We start from the raw sequence: 19,108 nt of genomic DNA on the forward strand, positions 1-19,108 counted from the left end.
CAGAATCCGTGGACAGCCACTACGCTATTTCTTGCCGAAACGAAGCATGGCGGCCATATAGGGCACCATGACGCTTGATTCGAAGATATTCGTTGGCCTCCGGTCGACTCGCAAGAAGCCTGCTGCGCAAAGTGAACCCACTGGCCCCAAATGCCAATGGGACGGTTGCGACAAGCATGGTGCGCACCGCGCCCCGGTCGGGCGGGATGCGGAAGGCCTTTACCTGCTCTTCTGTCTTGAGCACGTGAAGGAGTATAACAAGGGATACAATTTCTCCACCGACCTCTCCGACAAGGACGTTGCCCGCTATCAGAGGGAGGCGGCTGCCGGTGGCCGCCAGACCTGGGGAACCAGCGTCAATCAGACTGCCGAGACTCCGCTCCCCGGCAATGTCCGTTCCGGCTCTGCCAAGGCGTTGAATGCTCGCAAGACCGCTGCGCAACGCCAGGCGCAAAAAGCGGACCTGCAGATGCGCAAACTCAAAGTGCTGGAAGCCAAGGCATTTGAGACACTGGGCCTCTCCCCCGATGCGACGCCGGAGGAAATCAGAAGCCGCTACAAGGAGCGGCTCAAGATGCACCATCCGGACGCCAATCAGGGCGACCGCACGTCCGAAGATCAACTTCGGGCGTCGATCGAAGCGCATAAGATCCTTAAACTGAACGGATTCTGCTGACAGGCTCTTGCTTGCTGCCTTTCCGCAATTCCGGACGGAAAACCGCTTCGCATTTTTCCTGGAATTACTCTAGTCGGGCCACCTCAGCGCGCTCGCCGTGGATTTCACCGGTCGTGCCATGGCGCCCTCGGGACGTTCTTTCTGGTTCAGCAGCTTGGCAATCTGTTCCGCGACAATATGCTCCTCACCCGGATGCAGATTGCAGGGATCGAGAAAGAAATGCCCGCGCTCGACCTCATGGTTGCGCACGATGATCGGTGGTGTACCTGCGGCCAGGGCTATTGCCAGGCCATTGGCGGAATAGCCACTTTCCGGCAGCACCTTGATCTCGATCCGGTCGAGGGGATTATTGGTGGGATCGGGCACGATCCTGACGGCTAGACCCTTGAGGCTCGATAGTGAAGTGAGCCACAGATCAAGCGCAGACTGCTCTCGGGCACGAATGCCGTCGTGGTCGCGCACCGCCCACGCCTCGAGCGCGGCCATGACACCAGCGACACTTTCCTTGCCAACCTTCATGCCACGCCCGATACCGCGATTTTGCAGATAGCCTGCGCGAACCAGATCCTTACGCCCGGCGACGATGCCGCTCGTCGGACCTCCGAGGAATTTGTGCCCACTGTAGACCACCAGATCCGCGCCTTCCTCCAGAAAGCGGCGCAGATCGTATTCCGACGCTGCATCGACGATGACAGGCACGCCTTTAGCGTGGCAGATCTCGGCGAATTCGGGCAGAGAAAGCATGCCGTATTGCACGGTATGATGGGCAACGACGTAGAGGCCGGCAGCCGTCTTCTCATTAATCGCGTCGGCCACGTGATAGGCCTGCGCTACGCTGACCGTGCCCGCCAGAATAGCCTTGGCGCCGCATTGCCGGATCGACTGGTCGATGACGCCTCCGTAATTGACCACATGGCCGAGCTGGACGATCACCTCGTTTTTCAGGCGGTCGGTATCGTCAGGCAGGCGCTCGATCGCCAGGAGGCCGGTGCCGGTCATCGTTGCTGCCACGGACATGGCGATGCCGCTCGCCGCTGATGCCGTGATGAAACCCGCTTCGCCGCCCGTCAGCTTGGCTATGACAGCGCTCGCCTTGCGCTGGAGATCGTCCATTTCGACGAATTGCGGCGCGATCTCGGCCATTGCCTGGATGGCCTCGGGTACGATGATGGAGGCTCCGAGGGTCGTCATCGTTCCGGATACGTTGATGATCGGGCGCAGACCCAGTCTCTCGCGGATGGGCAGGTTGGAAAGCTGATGCGGTGTCGACGGCATGGCTGGAGACCTTTGCAAGTTAAGCATTCAACTCAAAGATGGCTTCGATTTCTACGCTGATGTTGTTTGGCAACGAGCCGACGCCAATCGCCGAACGGGCATGATGGCCGGCATCGCCGAATACGCTGACGAAAAGATCCGAACAGCCGTTGATGACGGCGGAATGGTCGGCGAAATCACTGGCGGCGTTGACGAAGCCCAACAGCTTTACGATCTGCCTGACATTGTTCAGGCCGTTGGCCGCACCCGCCACCACGGAGAGCAGATTGAGGCCGGTCAGCCTTGCGTGCTGATACGCCTCTTCGACGCTGACGTCGGTTCCGACTTTACCCGTGTGCAATCGGCCGTCGGCTTCGCGTGGGCCCTGCCCCGACAAGAAGACCAATGATCCGACCCTGACGAAATTTCGGAAATTGGCGATCGGCGGTGGCGGCGGCAAAATCTCCAGGCCAAGCGATTGCAGGCGGTCGGTGAATGTCATTGATCTATGTTCCTGATCGTCAATGGATATGCGATGCGGCGCTGAAGCGGGACAGAAAAGCCCGCAACCGCTCATTGTCTTCGACTTGTCGCATCAACTCGGCAGGCGAACCCTGTGCGGATACCATCCCGTCGGCCATGAAGATGATGCGGTGGCTGGCATCGCGCGCGAACGCAATTTCATGTGTCACCATCAGCATCGTCATGCCTTCGCCGGCGAGCTGCTTGACGACATCGAGCACCTCGTTGACGAGTTCGGGATCAAGGGCGGAGGTAATTTCGTCCAGCAGAAGGATTTTGGGCTCCATGGCCACGGCGCGTGCGATCCCGACCCGCTGCTGCTGCCCACCCGATAGTTCCGAGGGCAGGCTGTCAACCTTCTGAGAAAGCCCGACGCGCCCAAGCCAGTGCAAGGCGATCTCCCTTGCCTCCTTGAGGGGCTTGCGACGCACACGGCGCAGGCCGAGCATGACATTTTCTGCGGCCGTCAAATGGGGGAACAGATTGAAGCTCTGAAACACCATGCCGGTTTCCGCGCGCATCCGGGCAAGATCGACCTCGCTGCGCTTACGCCGTTCAGCGCCTTCACGGTAACCGACCTCACGACCGTCAATCCTGATCGAGCCGCCATTATAGACTTCGAGAAAATTGACGCAGCGCAAAAGCGTTGTTTTGCCGCTACCCGAGGGGCCAATGATGGTGACGACTTCGCCCTTGGCAACATGCAGATCGACCGATTTCAGCACCAGATTGGATGCAAAGGATTTGGCCAACTTTTGTATTTCGAGAAGATGGGGTTCTGCCATGATCTTAATCCCGGATATAGGAGTAGCGGCGCTCCAGCATGCGGCTGAGGCTGGAGAGGCTGTAGTTGATGGCGAAGTACATCAGCGCGCCCAGAATATAGAGCGGCATCGGTTCATAGGTTCGCCCGATGACCTGATTGATTGCCTGCATGAGGTCAACGACGCCCAGCAGCGATACGAGCGCGCTGCCCTTTATGGCGTCCGTAACACCGTTGATCCATGGCGGCAGAAAGCGGCGCAGCGCCTGCGGAAAGATGACGTATCGCAGCCGGTCGCGAAATATCAAGCCGATCGATATGCCGGCCTCCATCTGCCCGCGTGGGATGGAAACTACCGCGCCACGGAAATATTCGACCACCTGCGCCGTCTTGAAAAGTGAAAGCGCGACGATTGCCGCCCAGAATGCGCTCAGATCGAGCCCAAGTTGCGGAAACACATAATAGACGAAGAAAATCAGAACGAGGATAGGGATCCCGCGGATGCAATCGCTGAAAAGCCGCACAAGGATAGCGATGGGCCATGGTCCGTAGACCAGGCCTGCCCCCAGAACAACACCCAGGACGAGTGATACAAAGATGACAATCGCCGATACCAGCAGGGTTATGTATAGACCATGCAGCAGAAAGGGGATGGCGTAGATAACCTGTTGCATCTAGCGCTCCACTCGAAAATAACGTTCCATCTGGCGCAGCCCAAACAGGATCACATAACCGGTGACGAGGTAGAGGACGGTTGTAACCAGATAGACTTCGATGATGCGAAATGTGCTGAAGTTGATCCACTGCGCACCGTATGTAAGCTCTGGAACGGCAATGACCGAGGCAACAGAGGTATCCTTGAACAGGGAAATGAAGGTATTCGATAACGCCGGCAAAGTGATACGTGTCATTGTCGGAAGCCGCACATAGAGCAATCGTTGCCACGGCGTCAGGCCGATTGCCTTCCCCGCATCGATCTGCCCACGCGGTACGGCCTCCAGGCCAGAGCGAAATACCTCGACAAGATAGGCACCGGCATAGAGTGACAGGGTAAGAATGAATGAGACTGTCGGACTATAGGCGATGTCGACTGCTGTTGGCAGACCATAGAATACGAGGTAGACGAGCAGTATCAGCGGAACGTTTCGGACGAACTCCACATAGGCAGCGATCAGCGCTCGAACCGCACGACCCGCGGAGACATAGCAGATCGCAAGGATCAGGCCTATCAGCGCACCAATAGCGATCGATATAATCGCCAGCTCGACACTCAGCAGCAGACCATTCGACAATTTGTCGAAGTGGCGCCAGATCAGGTTGAAATTGAGGTGATACCCCATTCCGTGACGTATCCTTAGACGATTCTAGTGAGGAGAAGGCAGGACGCCGCGACACCGAGCGACGCCCTGCAACAATCGTCAGATCGTGGGGAAACCCGGCTTGCGAACCGGCGGCTCCAGCCCGAAGAAATCCTTGAAGCCGGCGTCGTAGAGGTCATTTTCATGGCCGAACATGGCGATCGTGAAGCATGAATCGACAAACTGCAGCCAATCGAGATCGCCCTGCTTCAGCGCCGCGCCGTAAAGCATGGCGTTCCAGGTCTTGCCAGCGTCGAAATAACGGTTCGGATCGCGCGACACCAGCCACCGGACTGTGGAAAGATCGACTGCGGCAGCATCGACACGCTTGGCTTCCAGGGCCTGCAGAACATTGGCCTGCGTGTCAATCTGCATAACCTGCGCATCCGGGAGCATCTTGTGGACACCGGATTCCGCGTCAACATTCTGGAGAATGGAGACGCGCGTCGCGCTGCCTCCGGCCAGAAGCTTGTCGAAGGTCTTGTTGTCTGCATCAGGCCGGGTGAGAAGCGCCACGCCTTCGACGTAGTAGGGTCGCGAGAAGTTTACGAGCTGCGCGCGCTGCGATGACATCGTCATGAACTGGATCGAGATGTCGACCTTCCCAGTCACGACATTCGGCACGCGCTGGGCAGCATCCTGCTTGACGAATTCAACCTTGGTCGCGTCATCGAACAGGCCCTTGGCGAGAATGCGGCCCATAGTGATATCCATGCCGACCAGTTCGCCGGCGTCATTTTCAAAGTGCCACGGCGCATTGGTGCTGCCGGTACCGACGATCAGATGACCACGGTCGATGATCGTACGAAGCAGGCTGTCGCTGGCCGATTGTGCCGCGGCTTGTTTGCCGCTGACGGCGACCATGCTGGCTGCGGCGCCCGCGATTGCGATGCTGCCCATGCCCAATTTCAAGAAATCTCTGCGCTGCGAATTATCGCTCATGGCGACCTCCGATTTTTGCTAAAGTTCCCAAAGAGCTTTGCGCTCCTATTATTTTTGTCTGGTATATGGGACAATAGTCCCGTATTTAGGACGATATAACGAAGGCCAGTGATTGGCAACTGCGAAAGAAGAGCTGTGCGTAATGAATCTGAATCTTGATCAAGGGCTGGCCCAACCAGGCGACCAGAATGGCCGAGAGCGCGGCATCGACCGCATACTGAAGCTGTTTGCCTTCCTCGACGCTCATGGACATCCGGTTCGCGTGGCCGAATTGCCAAAGGCGCTCGGCGCACCGCGTTCGACGATCTACGAATTGGTGAGGGTGTTGACGGAATCCGGGATGCTCGAGGTCAGCGGCGATGACAACAAGGTCTTCTTCGGCAAGCTGATGTATCTCTACGGCACCAACTATATACGCGAGAACGATCTGGTGCGTCGCGGCACGGCCGAAGTCGACCGGCTATCGCGAGCCACGGGCGAAACCGGCGAGCTTTGTGTGCTCTATCGAAACAGGCAGGCGATCGTCCACACCCATGCCGGCTCCCGCCCGATGGGCATCAGCTCCGAAATGGGGGCGCAAATTCCCATTCCGTGGACTGCGTCCGGCAGGCTGCTTCTTGCTCACCTCACAGACACGGAGATCAAGCAGCTGGTCACTCCGGAAGATCTTATCCTGCCAGACGGACGCAAGGTCGCGATCGACGACTTCATCGCCGATTGCCGAAATTCAGGCGGCCGGAAAATCGTCGTCACCACGGGTCTGATCAACAGCTTCAGCCAGTGCCTCGCGGCACCGATTGTGGGTGTTCGGGGCGTTGTCGAAGCGACAATATGTCTAGTGATCCCGATCGACATCGGGACAGAAAGACGTATTGAGCTCGAGGAGCAATTGGCCAAGGCCGGGCAGCGCCTATCGGTCAGCGGCTAGCCAATACACGTCATTGCCCTCGAATACAGCGAGTCTGACTTCGAGTACGGGGCACCAAGCACCGGAGGCTGATATCAATATCCTCCATCATAGATTGAATAGCTATGATGGAGGATATGATCGACTAGTAAGACTGCCGGCAATTATCTCTATGCCCGGAGGTAGGTGCCGCCTAGATACGTTAGAGGCAAACCACCTTTCAGGAGCAGGTATATCGGCGCTTACTCCGCAAGCGTCGACTTGGCCACTGCAAGGATTTTCGAGAAGAGCTCGATGTCTTCCCTTGAGTCAGACGGCGGCGTGCGATTTGGTGCGCCGTTTGCGATCGAGGCATGGAAGGCTTCGAGCTCGATCTGGAACGCGTCCTTATGGAATGGCCCAAGAGCGCGCACGAGATTGCTGTCGCCGGTGCTTTCCTGCACTTCCAGCGTCATCGGCAGATTGCGCAGATACGGCGTGTTGTAGCGGAAATTCAGACGCTTGTTCTTCGAGAACACTTCGATGCCGGCATCGAAGCGCGCGATATCGTCGATGAGGCATTCGTAGATAGCCGTGAAACTGCCATAGTCGAACATGGCCGTCAGCTGTTCGCCATTCTGCGACAGCTGCGCGCCGATCACCCGCTTGGGCGAGCCGCCCAAGAGATCGCGCATCGCCGATAGCGAATGCGAGCAGAGCCCGGTCATGACTTCATACCCACGCCTGACAATCGCCGGCGCATCAGCACCGCACATGGCGTCCATCATCGCCTTGCGAAGCGCCCGGCTTTCGTCAATCAGCGCTGCCGGAATATCGCCGTTCGGCGTGACGACCTTGTCGGTCTGATTGAAGAACCATGGTCCTTCGCAGATCACGTCGCGGACGCGGACGTAGGAAATCGGCCCGAAGTTTGTGAGCTCCTGCTTGGCTGCCATGAAGGCGGGCGCGAAGCGACGCATATAGCCGACCATGACGACACGGTCGGATGCGGCTTCGGCTGCGACGAGCGTTTCCAGATCAGCCGCCGTCAGGCAGGCCGGCTTTTCGATGAACACATGCTTGCCGGCAGCGATCGCCGCCCTTGCCTGCTCGCCGTGGTGCTGGTCAGGGCTGAGGATCAGCACGGCATCGATCTCAGGATCGGCAAACAGCGCCGCCGCCGTGTCATAGCGCTTGGCGATTTTCCAATGATCGGCCACCCGCGCCAGCACCGACGGCGAAACATCGTGGACGGCGGTAAGCTCGAACTGTTCCTGCAGCTTGTGAAGCGTCGGAATGTGCATCAGTTGCGCCACTTCTCCAAGCCCAACCAGACCAACCCTCAATCGCATGTTCCGCTCCTATACTGCGCTTTAAGCCGCGAATTAAATTCAGACTGCGCATTTAATTATCGAAAGCGAGAGGCTTCCTCAAGCGCAAAATGGAATGAATATTCGATCTTTTTCTCCAAAACGTCGGAATATTCCATTTACAGGCGCAAGCTTCTCGGTATTATGATCCATAATCTGGATTTAATAAAAGGGGAGTACGTCATGACCATCAGCAAGGCATTCGCATTCGGAATTGCAGCGCTCGGCTTCACCGCCGCCTATCCTGCCCTCTCGCAGGCAGCGACCATCAACATCTTCTGCTCGTCCTCCGGCATAGAACTGCAATTGTGCAAGGAAGGCACCGAAGCCTGGGCCAAGGAAAGCGGCAACGAGGTGAAGATCACCACGATGCCGGCAAACTGGGATGATGTGCTGTCTCTCTATCAGCAGCTGCTTTCAGCCCAATCGACCGATGTTGACGTGATGATCCTCGACGGCGTCTGGGTCGGCCCGCTGAAGAGCCACCTGCTTGATCTGAAGGACGCCCTGCCCGCCGGCAGCGTCGACAAATATTTCCCCTCGGCAGTTGCAGCCGGCACCGTCAATGGCAAATTCATCGCCATGCCTTGGTATATGGATACCGGACTGCTCTTCTATCGCAAGGACCTGCTCGACAAATATGGCGCCAAAGTTCCGGAAACCTGGGCTGACCTGACGACGACGGCGCAGCTTGTGCAGGACGGTGAACGCAAGGCCGGCAACGACAAGATGTGGGGCTATGTCTGGCAGGGCCGCGCCTATGAAGGCCTCGTCTGCAACGCCACCGAATGGTTCGCCAGCAGCGGCGCCGGCACCTTCATCGATGCGGACGGCAAGGTCACCATTGGCTCGCCGGCAGCCAAGGAAATATTGAAGACTGCCGCCGGTTGGGCCGGAACCATCTCGCCCCAGGGCGTCCTCAACTACGACGAAGAAGGCTCACGCGGCGTCTTCCAGAACGGCGATGCGGTCTTCATGCGCAACTGGGCCTATGCATGGTCGCTTGCCAATGGCACCGACAGCGCTATCAAGGACAAGGTTGGCGTGGCACCGTTGCCGAAGGGCGCGAACGGCCAGCATGTCGGCATCGATGGCGCCGCCTATCTCGGCGTGTCGAAATACTCGACCCATCCGAAGGAAGCAGCCGCACTGATCGCCTATCTCGCCGGAGAAAAGGAAGAAAAGCGCCGGGCATTGGCCGGCTCCTACATTCCGAGCATCTCGTCGCTGTTTTCCGACGCTGAGGTGCTCAAGGCCATTCCGTTCCTGACGACCGCCAAGGCAGCGTTTGAGAATGTCGTAACCCGGCCGACCAGCGTGACCGGCAGCGATTACCCCCGCATCTCGACGGAAATTTCCAACAGTCTCCACACGGCTCTTGCGGACCCTTCGGCAAGTGATGCGGCCATCGACGACCTGGCATCCAAGCTTGATGCGCTGAAGTCGCGCGGCGGCTGGTAATATTTCCCGACAATCACGGTCCGCGCCCTGTGAAGCGCGGCGCGGACCGCCCATCCCAAATGCTAGGTGACAGATAATGACGATCAAAGTGGCAACGGCACCGGATTCCTGGGGCGTCTGGTATCCGAAGGACGAAAAGCAGGTCGGTTGGGAACGCTATCTCGACGAAGTGCAGAAGGCCGGCTACGGCTGGACCGAGCTCGGCCCATGGGGCTATCTGCCAACCGATCCTGAAACGCTGCTTTCCGAACTTGGCCGCCGCGACATCAAGCTCTGCGGCACCGGCGTCGTTCATCCGCTCTCGCTTGTCGATTCCGCTGAAACGCTCGCCGCCCGCGTCGGGCCGATCTGCGCGCTCCTAAAGGCGGCAGGCGCGGAATGGTTCGTGCTGATGGACGAATCCGAATCCTATGCCGCGCCCGGCGATCGGCTGCTCGACGATAGGGCCTGGGCCAAGATGATCGCCATCGTCAGCGCCACCGCAAAGTGCGTCGTCGAAGAATACGGCATGCAGTTCGTCTTCCACCCGCATGTCGGCACCTGCATCGAGACCGAAGCGGAAATCGAGCGGCTTCTGGCCGATACAAGGCCGGAGCATGTCGGCCTCTGCTTCGATCTCGGCCATCACATCTATACCGGTGCCGATCCGCTTGCCTTCATGGAGCGTCACGCCGACCGCATTCCCTACTATCACTTCAAGAACATGGATGGTGCGCTCCGCAAGCGCATCACCGATGAGAACATTCCCTTCATGGACGCCTTCCAGATGGGCGTGATGTGCGAGCTCGACAAAGGCGTCATCGATTTCGCCGAGGTGGTGAAATTCCTCGAGGCCAGGAACTATGATGGTTTCGCCGTGGTCGAGCAGGACATGTATCCCTGCCCGCCGGAAAAGCCCTTTCCCATCGCTAAGCACAATCGCGACTATCTGAAGACGCTCGGCCTTTAAGGCCGGGCAACATGGCCGCCGGCCTTACTCGATCCGACCGGAGAATGAACTTGCCCGCCCATTCCGCTGAAATCCTGAACACCTCGGCCGAGATCGGCGACGTGCTTGCTACCGACATTCTGGCCGGGATCGCGGCCGCACGCGCCGATGGCAAGCTGTTTCTGCTGGGTTGCCCGAGCGGCCGGTCGCCGAAGCCGATCTATGATGCGATGGCCAACAAGGCCGCCGCCGGCAATCTCGATCTATCCAATCTCATCCTGGTCATGATGGACGAATATCTTGGCGGCGGCGATGACGGCCTCGGCCTTTGCCCGCCCGACGCCCACAATAGCTGCCGCCGCTTTGCCGAACACGATATCCGCCAGCGGCTGAACGCCGGGATCGACGCTGCGCATGAGGTTCCAAAGGAGCATGTCTGGTTTCCAGATGCCAAGGATCCGAGCGCCTATGATGCCCGCATCAAGGCGGCCGGCGGTGTCGACCTCTTCATTCTCGCCTCCGGCGCAACGGATGGCCATGTCGCCTTCAATCCACCCGGCAGCCCGGCCAATGGACCAAGCTGCATCGTCAAGCTCGCCGAGGAGACGCGCCGCGACAATCTCGGCACCTTCCCCGATTTCCCCTCGCTCGATGCCGTGCCGCATCACGGCCTGACCGTCGGTCTCGGCACCATCGCCAATCTGTCCAAGGCCGTCGCCATGGTCATCCACGGCACCCACAAGCAGAACGCCGCCAAGCGCCTGATGGAAAGCGATGGTTTCGATCCACAATGGCCGGCCACCATCATCCATCACTGCAAACGGGTGCGGATCCTGCTCGATACCACGGCAGCGGGGACAGCATGACAGCCGCCGGTTTCGAGGAACCCGGAGTTCCTGCTCCCCAGAATAGAGGCTATCGCATCGGCATCGATCTTGGCGGCACCAAGATTGCTGCCGGTCTGGTCGATATCGAAACGGGCGCAGTGACGCATTTTCGGCGCAGGCCAACTCCCGTTGCCGAGGGTCCGGCCGCCATCATCCGCGATGTCGCCGATATCGCTGCTGGCATCATCAAGCTGGCAAACACCGAGGGCAGAACACCCGCATCAGTCGGCATCGCCGTACCCGAGCTTGTGGATCTCGAAGGCCGCGTCTGCAGCGACTGGAATTTCTCGATCGAGACGATCCGCACCGAGATCGAAGTGCTACTCGGCATTCCGGCGATGGTCGACAGCGACGTACGCGCGGCTGCCCATGCCGAAGCCCGCTTCGGCATGGGCATGCCTCATCGCAGTTTCATCTATGTGTCGCTCGGCACCGGCATGAGCTACACCCTCGTCATCGATGGACGGCCATGGTCTGGCGCCAACGGTTTCGCCATCCATTTCGCCAGCTCGTCGCTGGCGCTTCCGAAAGACGATGACACCGGCCTGACGGTGGCAAACGCCGAGGATTTTGCTTCCGGCAAGGGCATGCAACTTTCCTTTGCCCGCCGCAGCGGACGATCTCTTGACGACGGCGTTCGCACGCTGGAGACCCTGAGTGCTGAAGGCGATCCTTTAAGCACCCGCGTCATTGACGAGGCTGCGGAGGTGACCGGCCGGCTGGTCGCGCAGATGGTCAATATGATCGACCCCGAGGCTATCGTTCTCGGCGGCGGCCTCGGCTGTTCAACGGGCCGCTATCGCGAAAAACTGGAAGAACACATGCGCGACAATATCTGGGCGAAGCGCTGCCGGTCGATCCCGCTCCTTCTTGCTGCCCTAGGCGAGGGTGCCGGCGTGGTCGGCGCCGCGCTTGCAACCCCGTCAGGCAATTTCCGGCAAACAACCAGGGTTACGGCATGATGGCGCAGTCGGCATCTCACTCCAGCTTGGCCAAGCGTATCGAGCCATGGCTTCTGCTTGCCCCGATGCTGATCGTGCTGGCAACGGTCACCGCATGGCCGCTCGCCCGTACCGCCTATCTCTCCTTCATGCACGCGACGCTCGACGCCGGCGACCTGCCGCGCTTCATCGGCCTTGGCAATTATCTGGCGCTGATGAAGGACGGCGACTGGTGGCATGCCGTGCGCAACACCGCTTTCTTCGCGGCAACGTCCGTGACGCTCGAAACGCTCGCCGGCGTCGGCATCGCCCTTCTGATCGACAGCCAGATCAAGGGTCGCGGCGCATTGCGGGCGGTCATGCTGATCCCCTGGGCGATCCCGACGGTGGTATCCGCGCAGATGTGGCAATGGATGCTGCATGACCAATATGGCGTCGTCAACGCGCTCCTGATCAAGCTTGGCTTCATCAGCCATGGTATCGCATGGACCGCCGGAACCGGCACGGCCATGGCGGCGATCATCGCCGTCGACGTCTGGCAGACGACGCCCTTCATGGTGCTGCTGATCCTTGCCGGCCTGCAGATCATTCCGCGCGATCTCTACGAGGCAGCCAAGGTCGATGGCGCTCCCGGCTGGGCGCAGTTTTTCTATATTACCCTGCCGCTGCTCTGGCCGACCCTTGCCGTCGCGATCCTGTTTCGCCTGCTGGATGCGGTCCGCATGTTCGACCTTGCCTACGTGCTCAGCTCCAAAAGCCGCGAAACCGCGACCATCTCGATCTACGCCCGCCAGCAGCTCGTCGACTTCCAGGATGTCGGCTACGGCTCGGCGGTGGCGATGTTGGTCTTCCTGATGATCTCCCTGGTGGCGGCTGTTTACATCCAGCTGACCAAGATCCGACTGATCAGCGAGTGAGGATGCCGATGAAACGCCTTGCCAAAACCATCGCGCTGACCCTCCTCAAGATCGTCGTCGTGTTCTACACGGTCTTCCCGTTCTACTGGGCGATCGTCTCGTCGTTCAAATCGGGGTCCGCCCTGTTCTCCGTCGACTTCTTCCCGGCGATCGACCTCACCAACTACCGCGACCTGCTGACCAACGGCAATTTCCTGCGCAATATTCTAAATTCCGCAATCGTCGCGGTGTCGGTCGTGACGCTGTCGCTGATCTTTGCGATCACCTCGGCCTATGCGCTCGGAAAGCTGAAGTTCCGCGGCCGCGGCGTCGTGCTTGCAGGGATACTCGGCGCCTCGATGTTTCCGCAGATCGTCGTGCTCTCGGGCCTGTTCGGAACGATCCGCTGGCTCGGGCTCTACAACAGCCTTGGCAGCCTCGTTCTCTCCTACATGATCTTCAGCCTGCCCTTCACCGTCTGGGTGATGACCAGCTTCATCCGTCAGATTCCGGCCGAACTGGAGGACGCCGCCCGGATGGACGGCTGCTCGACCTGGGCAATGATCTGGCAGATCTATTTCCCGCTGCTGGCACCGGCGCTGGCAAGCACCGGCCTGCTCGCCTTCATCGCCTCGTGGAATGAGTTCCTCTTTGCCCTCACCTTCACACTCAGCGATACGGTCCGCACTGTTCCTGTCGGCCTGGGGCTGATTTCCGGATCAAGCCGCTTCGAACTCCCCTTCGGCACGATCATGGCGGCGTCCGTCATCGTGACGGTACCCCTGATCCTGCTGGTGCTGATCTTCCAGCGCCGCATCGTCTCCGGCCTGACGGCGGGAGCTGTAAAATGATGCGCATTACTACCAAGGAAAGAAACATCGATGGCTGATCTGTCTCTCACCAATGTGCGCAAGGCGTTCGGCGCCCTGACAGTGCTGCATGGCATCGACCTTGCGATTGAAGACGGCGAGCTGGTCGTTTTTGTCGGTCCGTCCGGTTGCGGCAAATCCACCCTGCTGCGGGCAATCGCCGGACTGGAGGACATCAGCGGCGGCGATATCCGCATCGGCGGCCAGTTGGTCAACCACGTCGCCCCGGCGGAACGGCAGATCGCCATGGTGTTCCAATCCTATGCGCTCTATCCGCATATGGATGTCTACAAGAACATGGCCTTCGGCCTGAAATTCGCAAAAATCCCCAAGGATGAGATCGATCGGCGCGTCCGCAAGGCAGCGTCGATTCTGAAGCTCGACGCGGTTCTCGACCGCAAGCCCGGCGCCCTTTCAGGCGGCCAGCGCCAGCGCGTCGCCATCGGCCGCGCCATCGTCCGGCAACCGAAAGTCTTTTTGTTCGATGAGCCGCTGTCGAACCTCGACGCAGCGCTCAGGGTCAATACCCGCATCGAGATCGCCAAGCTGCACCGCGAACTCGGCGCGACGATGATCTATGTGACGCACGATCAGGTCGAGGCGATGACATTGGCCGACAAGATCGTCGTGCTCAATAGCGGCCGCATCGAACAGGTGGGAACGCCGCTGGATCTCTACCACGCACCGGCAAACCTATTCGTTGCTGGCTTCATCGGCTCCCCGGCGATGAATCTGATCGATGCTCGGGTCACATCCCTTGAGGATGGTAATCTGCAGCTTTCGATCGGTGACCAAAATATTGCGCTCCCCTACGAGGAGCCTGCTATCCCGTCCGGTACAAAGGTCACAGTCGGTATTCGACCCGAGCACTGGATCCCCGGCGACGGCCCTTCGGTGAAGATCGAGGGCATAGTTGACCTCGTAGAGCATCTGGGCGAAACCAGCATCGTCTATCTCAGGCTTGCCGATGGGCAGATGATCACCGTGCGCTATCCCGGCGATATTTTCTGTGTGGCCGGCGATCGGTTTGTGGCCGACGCACCGGCGGCTGCGGTGCATCTTTTCAACGAGGCTGGACAGGCTATGCTCGGGCGTCGCTCAAGCCCGGCCTATGGCATCCTCGGCCAGGAATTTCGGGCACGCTGATTGGAAATGGAATGACCGATACGCCAAGGAAAGGGTCAGGAGCGGCCAAGTTGACCAAGCTTGCCGGTGGACGGCAAAGGCTGCCTGACATCACCGGCACCAATCTCGAGCATACACGCATTTTCAACCGGCGCCTCATCTTCGAGGCGCTGCATCAGTCCGGCCCGCTCAGCCGGATCGACATCGCCAAGCGGGTTGGGCTGACGCCGCAGACCGTCTCCGGCATCACGAGGGAACTGCTCGACCAGCAGTTCATCATCGAGACCGGGCGCTCGCAAGGCCAGCGCGGGCAACCGCAAATCTATCTCGGCCCCAACCCGATTGCCGGCTTCTCCATCGGTATCCATCTCGATCGCAATCGCGTCGTCATGGTCGTCTGCAATCTGCTGCTTGAAGTCATCGGCCGTAAAATCTGGGCAGGCGACACCCGCAATCCCGATTCGACATTGAAACACATTGCCCGCCTTACCGATGACCTGATCGCCGAGGCCGCCGTGCCGCGCGACAAGATCTGGAGCATCGGCCTGGTGCTGCCGACGCTGGATGAAGACATTTACGACTTTGCCACCAAGCAACCGGGATGGGACGCCTGGGCCAACGTTCCGGTCGCCCAGCGCCTGAAAGACCTTTGCGGCCTGACGGTGCTCGTGGAGAACGACGCGACAGCGGCGGCGATTGGCGAACACTTCGCCCGCAGCGACAGGGACAAACGCAATTTCGCCCATCTCTATATAGGTTATGGCGTCGGCGCCGGCGTGATCATCGACGGCATGCCCTTGAAGGGCGTCTGGGGCAATGCCGGTGAATTGGGGTTGCTGCCCTTTCAGCCAAAGCGAATACGCGACAATGGCGAACCGCCGATCATCGATTCCGTCTTGTCGCTAAGCGGTATTGCGGCAGCGCTTGAATGGAGCATCGAGGAAGCCGATGCGGCCGTTGCCGACCTTTCGATCCTTGCCGATCTTCACAGCCAGCGCGACCCGCGGCTTTCCAGCTGGATGGAGGAGGCCGGGCTCTGTCTGCGCTTTCTCACCGCCATACTCGAAAGTACGACCGATCCGGAATTCATCACTGTGGGAGGATCGTTGCCGCCCTCGATCATCGCTGCCCTGGTCGAGCGCGCCTATCCGCTGCATCGCTCGCTGAGCGAGCGCAAGGACAGGCTCTGGCCGCGACTCCTGGTCGGCCAGCTGACGGACGATGCACCGGTTATCGGTGCGGCCAGCCTGCCTATCTTCGTCACGACCAATCCGAATTTCCGCCACCTCTACATCCGCCAGCTCGGTGACGAACAACGCCCTTTCGAACAACAGACGAGAGGTTAGCGGGATCGTCACCCGGATGTTCCTGGTGCCGACGCCTGATGACAGGAGGCATCAGGTGCCGGGAATTGGCTCCCATGCCAAATCGCCGGTCTTTGAAAACTGCGGGATATGCGCAAGGCTTTGAATGAGGTCACAGTCAGATCCCAACGTCTCCCGCCAATCGCGAGCTTCCGTGAGGATAACGCCGATACCGACAACTTCGGCGCCGGCCTTGCGCACCAGCTCCAGCGAGCCCTTGAGGCTCGATCCGGAAGCGACCACGTCGTCGACGACCAGCACGCGCTTGCCCTTGAGAAGAGGGATCGCGGCGCGGTCCAGCAGCAGACGCTGTTCACCCTTGGAGGTGATGGAAGAGATGCGCTGCTCCAATGCATTCGCCAGATGGATTTTTGGCGACTTCTGCAGGACGACGTAATTGTTGAGGCCGAGCGCGCGGGTGACCTCGATGGCAACGGGAATGCCGAGTGTCGCGGTGCCCACCACGATGTCGGGCTTGAGCGAGGCGAATTTTGCGGCAAGCTTGACGCCGACATGCTCGCCGAATTTCACACCGAGATCGATGACCATCATGAGCGAAATGGCAAAATCCGGCTTGATCGCCACGATCGGCAGATCGACGGCATAGCCGGAAACATCGACGTTCCAGTTCTGCCCCGTTCTTGGCTCCATGGTCTCAGAAGTCATTGGCTTTATCCTTCATGCTGAGGCGCTGCTCGACCATCAGGCCGACCTCTCGCCAGGTTGTTCGCTTGTGTTTCAGATCATACCCATAGAGGGTCAGGGAAAATGAAATTGCATGCGCCATGCGGATCGCTTGAACCAGCAGCGGAATGCCGCGCGCCAGCGCGAACCGCATCTTCGTGGGCAGACTGACGTCGTCTATCTCCATGCCGCGGGAACGCTGGGCATCCGCGATACGCTCGAAATCATCCCGCAACATCGGGATAACACCGAAGGTCAGCGAGAGAACAAGTGTGGCGATCGGCGGCAGCCGCGCGGCACTTGACGCTGCCAATATCGCGCCCGGAGAACTCGTCTCCATGACGAAGTAGAAGGCTGCGGTCGTCGTAACCAGCCTTGCCGCCATCGCCATGGCGACAGACAGGGCTTGAGGCGTCGAAAGGCCCTGTAGCCACAGATTGATCATCCAGCTCGCGATCACCATGCCGGTGAGCAGAGCGGCGCCCTTGAGATAGCCGCGAAGACCGGGAACCTTCAGCACCCACAGAAGAAACAGGCAGACAAGCGCAAGTGGCACGCCGAAGCGCCAATCCGGAGCAAACCAAGCAGCCAGCATGATGATGAAGGCAATTCCCAGCTTGATGAAAAAATTGAGCTCGTGCAGCCGGGTCATGCCATGCTCCATGCGGCCACATCATAGGGCGCTTGCCATCCGAGAGAGCGGAAGGTGTCGCTTTGCCATCCGTCTTTGGAGCTTCCCTCAAATGCGATCTTGCCATTGTCGAGGACCATCAGGCGCGTGGCCAGATCATCGACCAGTTCGAGATCGTGCGAGATCAACATGACCGCACGTCCCGAGGACTGCATTGACGAGATGAAGAGCTCCAGCATCTGCCGACCCTTGATGTCCCTGCTCAACAGCGGCTCGTCGATAATGGCGACAAGTGCTCCGGTCGCATCGGCGCAAGCCAGCCCCAGCAACGCCTGCTGACGGGCTGACAGAGCAAAGGGATTGGCCTCGGCGAGGTCGGAGAGCCCGTAGCGCGCGAGCGCAGCCTTGGCACGTTCGATCACCGCCGGATCGCTTGATGAGGCACTCGAAGCCGTGATGGCGAAGATCACTTCACCGAGCACGCTCATGTTGAATAGAATGTGGCGCATGTTTTGCGGAATATAGGCAATCTTGCGGGCTCGTGCGGCGACGGACCATTCATTCGCGTTCGTGCCGTCAAAGAGGATCGTACCCGAGGTGGTTTTCAGAAGCCCGAGGATCGATTTGAACAGCGTCGTCTTGCCGGCACCGTTGCGACCGATGAGCGCGAGCACTTCGCCGGCACGGACATCGAAACCTACATCCTTAAACACCGGGTTTCCACGAGACCGGGCGAGCTGGCTTGTCAGCCCCAAAACAGTCAACAGCGGCCGGCCAGTCTCGCTGGCCCGTCGTTCAGGCCGGGCACGCATCGGCGGCAAAATGCCGGCTTCGGCCCAGGCTGCATGCTGTGTCAGAACGGTTTTTGGCGGCATGCTGGGAGAAACATTGCCTCCATGCAACAAGGCTATGCTGTCGATCACGGAATAGAGTGCCAAAGGGTCCTGCTCCGAGATCAATAGGGTCGAAACGCTACCGGACACCTTCTGCAGGATATTGGAGAGCCGCATACGGGCAGCGGGATCGAGCCCGGTCGTCGGTTCGTCCAGCACCAGGATTTTCGGGTTCGACGCCAGCGCCGCGGCAATGGTGACCATTCGCCGTTCGCCACCCGAAAGCGTCAGCACGCGACGGCCCCGCAGCTCCTCCAGCTCGAATTCCGCAATGAGCTCGGCAAGTCGATTGCGGATTGCGCTTCGCTCGACGCCCCTGTTCTCCAAGGGAAAGGCGATGACATCCTCGACGCAGATGTCCCAAAGCTGGTCTTCGCTATTTTGCGACACGAAACCGATCGTGCCGAACAGCTCTTTCTTGGTAAAAGAGAGGAGCGGGCGGCCCGCGAGCTCCACGCGGCCGGAGAATTCGGCGGCGTGTATGAGACGCGGGATCAGGCCGGCGGCAACGCCGAGCAACGTCGACTTGCCGCTGCCGGCTTCGCCACAGACGAGAAGGCGCTGCCCCTCGTCAAGCGTACAATTGGCTTCGGCAAGCACCGGTACAGGACCGCCGAAACCGATCGTCAGATTTGCGATATTGAGCACTTGTTGATCC

The 19,108-nt window shown here is 59.5% G+C and carries 20 protein-coding genes; 10 read left to right on the forward strand and 10 right to left on the reverse strand.

Annotation, left to right across the window (positions count from 1 at the left end; genetic code table 11):
- Nucleotides 1-67 precede the first annotated feature (67 nt).
- Nucleotides 68-676 carry a J domain-containing protein gene (locus tag BSK43_RS31080; RefSeq protein ID WP_077467356.1) on the forward strand — a complete coding sequence of 203 codons (609 nt, stop codon included), beginning with the start codon at nt 68-70 and terminating at the stop codon, nt 674-676.
- A gap of 69 nt (nt 677-745) precedes the next feature.
- Here BSK43_RS31080 and BSK43_RS31085 read toward each other — a convergent pair whose 3' ends face one another.
- The 6 genes from BSK43_RS31085 to BSK43_RS31110 form a co-directional block, all read right to left on the reverse strand.
- Nucleotides 746-1,951, reverse strand: a complete 1,206-nt coding sequence (locus tag BSK43_RS31085) for an aminotransferase class V-fold PLP-dependent enzyme (RefSeq protein WP_077467357.1) — start codon at nt 1,949-1,951, stop codon at nt 746-748.
- A gap of 19 nt (nt 1,952-1,970) precedes the next feature.
- Entirely contained in the window at nt 1,971-2,432 is a 462-nt protein-coding gene (locus BSK43_RS31090) for a RidA family protein (RefSeq protein WP_077467358.1), read from the reverse strand.
- Between the two features lie 19 nt (nt 2,433-2,451).
- Nucleotides 2,452-3,237 carry an amino acid ABC transporter ATP-binding protein gene (locus tag BSK43_RS31095; RefSeq protein ID WP_077467359.1) on the reverse strand — a complete coding sequence of 262 codons (786 nt, stop codon included), beginning with the start codon at nt 3,235-3,237 and terminating at the stop codon, nt 2,452-2,454.
- Nucleotides 3,238-3,241: 4 nt separating this feature from the next.
- Nucleotides 3,242-3,889: an amino acid ABC transporter permease gene (locus tag BSK43_RS31100; protein ID WP_077467360.1), complete on the reverse strand. Its 648-nt coding sequence runs from the start codon at nt 3,887-3,889 to the stop codon at nt 3,242-3,244.
- Nucleotides 3,890-4,555 carry an amino acid ABC transporter permease gene (locus BSK43_RS31105; RefSeq protein ID WP_077467361.1) on the reverse strand — a complete coding sequence of 222 codons (666 nt, stop codon included), beginning with the start codon at nt 4,553-4,555 and terminating at the stop codon, nt 3,890-3,892. It abuts the gene before it with no gap.
- Nucleotides 4,556-4,633: 78 nt separating this feature from the next.
- Entirely contained in the window at nt 4,634-5,515 is an 882-nt protein-coding gene (locus tag BSK43_RS31110; protein WP_077467362.1) for a transporter substrate-binding domain-containing protein, read from the reverse strand.
- A 142-nt stretch (nt 5,516-5,657) separates the two neighbouring features.
- Between BSK43_RS31110 and BSK43_RS31115 the strand changes: the two genes are divergently transcribed.
- Entirely contained in the window at nt 5,658-6,443 is a 786-nt protein-coding gene (locus tag BSK43_RS31115; RefSeq protein WP_077467363.1) for an IclR family transcriptional regulator, read from the forward strand.
- A gap of 221 nt (nt 6,444-6,664) precedes the next feature.
- Here the strand turns inward: BSK43_RS31115 and BSK43_RS31120 are convergent, their stop codons facing one another.
- The gene (locus tag BSK43_RS31120; protein ID WP_077467364.1) at nt 6,665-7,753 is read right to left on the reverse strand and encodes a Gfo/Idh/MocA family oxidoreductase; all 1,089 of its coding nucleotides are present in this window, start codon (nt 7,751-7,753) and stop codon (nt 6,665-6,667) included.
- 201 nt (nt 7,754-7,954) lie between these two features.
- Between BSK43_RS31120 and BSK43_RS31125 the strand changes: the two genes are divergently transcribed.
- From BSK43_RS31125 to BSK43_RS31160, 8 genes are all read left to right on the forward strand, one after another.
- Nucleotides 7,955-9,232, forward strand: coding sequence for an ABC transporter substrate-binding protein (locus BSK43_RS31125; protein WP_077467365.1), 1,278 nt, complete (start codon nt 7,955-7,957; stop codon nt 9,230-9,232).
- Nucleotides 9,233-9,308: 76 nt separating this feature from the next.
- A complete protein-coding gene (locus BSK43_RS31130) occupies nt 9,309-10,181 on the forward strand; it encodes a sugar phosphate isomerase/epimerase (protein ID WP_077467366.1) in 873 nt (290 codons plus the stop codon).
- Between the two features lie 50 nt (nt 10,182-10,231).
- The gene (locus BSK43_RS31135; RefSeq protein WP_169055487.1) at nt 10,232-11,026 is read left to right on the forward strand and encodes a 6-phosphogluconolactonase; all 795 of its coding nucleotides are present in this window, start codon (nt 10,232-10,234) and stop codon (nt 11,024-11,026) included.
- Nucleotides 11,023-12,009 (forward strand): ROK family protein, encoded by a 987-nt coding sequence (locus tag BSK43_RS31140; RefSeq protein ID WP_077467368.1) that lies wholly within the window; start codon nt 11,023-11,025, stop codon nt 12,007-12,009. Before BSK43_RS31135 ends, BSK43_RS31140 begins: the two co-directional genes overlap by 4 nt.
- Nucleotides 12,006-12,905, forward strand: a complete 900-nt coding sequence (locus BSK43_RS31145) for a sugar ABC transporter permease (RefSeq protein ID WP_246662739.1) — start codon at nt 12,006-12,008, stop codon at nt 12,903-12,905. Before BSK43_RS31140 ends, BSK43_RS31145 begins: the two co-directional genes overlap by 4 nt.
- An 8-nt stretch (nt 12,906-12,913) precedes the next feature.
- A complete protein-coding gene (locus tag BSK43_RS31150) occupies nt 12,914-13,735 on the forward strand; it encodes a carbohydrate ABC transporter permease (RefSeq protein ID WP_077467675.1) in 822 nt (273 codons plus the stop codon).
- 30 nt (nt 13,736-13,765) lie between these two features.
- Entirely contained in the window at nt 13,766-14,899 is a 1,134-nt protein-coding gene (gene ugpC, locus BSK43_RS31155; RefSeq protein WP_077467369.1) for a sn-glycerol-3-phosphate ABC transporter ATP-binding protein UgpC, read from the forward strand.
- Nucleotides 14,900-14,910: 11 nt separating this feature from the next.
- Nucleotides 14,911-16,224 carry an ROK family transcriptional regulator gene (locus BSK43_RS31160; RefSeq protein WP_077467370.1) on the forward strand — a complete coding sequence of 438 codons (1,314 nt, stop codon included), beginning with the start codon at nt 14,911-14,913 and terminating at the stop codon, nt 16,222-16,224.
- A 51-nt stretch (nt 16,225-16,275) separates the two neighbouring features.
- Here the strand turns inward: BSK43_RS31160 and BSK43_RS31165 are convergent, their stop codons facing one another.
- From BSK43_RS31165 to BSK43_RS31175, 3 genes are read right to left on the reverse strand one after another with little or no spacing between them, the layout of a single operon-like run.
- Nucleotides 16,276-16,908 carry a phosphoribosyltransferase family protein gene (locus BSK43_RS31165; RefSeq protein WP_077467371.1) on the reverse strand — a complete coding sequence of 211 codons (633 nt, stop codon included), beginning with the start codon at nt 16,906-16,908 and terminating at the stop codon, nt 16,276-16,278.
- The gene (locus BSK43_RS31170) at nt 16,898-17,578 is read right to left on the reverse strand and encodes an energy-coupling factor transporter transmembrane component T (RefSeq protein WP_077467677.1); all 681 of its coding nucleotides are present in this window, start codon (nt 17,576-17,578) and stop codon (nt 16,898-16,900) included. The genes BSK43_RS31165 and BSK43_RS31170 overlap by 11 nt, the downstream gene beginning before the upstream one ends.
- Nucleotides 17,575-19,098, reverse strand: coding sequence for an ATP-binding cassette domain-containing protein (locus BSK43_RS31175; RefSeq protein WP_077467678.1), 1,524 nt, complete (start codon nt 19,096-19,098; stop codon nt 17,575-17,577). The genes BSK43_RS31170 and BSK43_RS31175 overlap by 4 nt, the downstream gene beginning before the upstream one ends.
- Nucleotides 19,099-19,108 lie beyond the last annotated feature (10 nt).

It is taken from the genome of Rhizobium sp. P44RR-XXIV, from assembly GCF_001999485.2.
Lineage (GTDB): Bacteria > Pseudomonadota > Alphaproteobacteria > Rhizobiales > Rhizobiaceae > Rhizobium.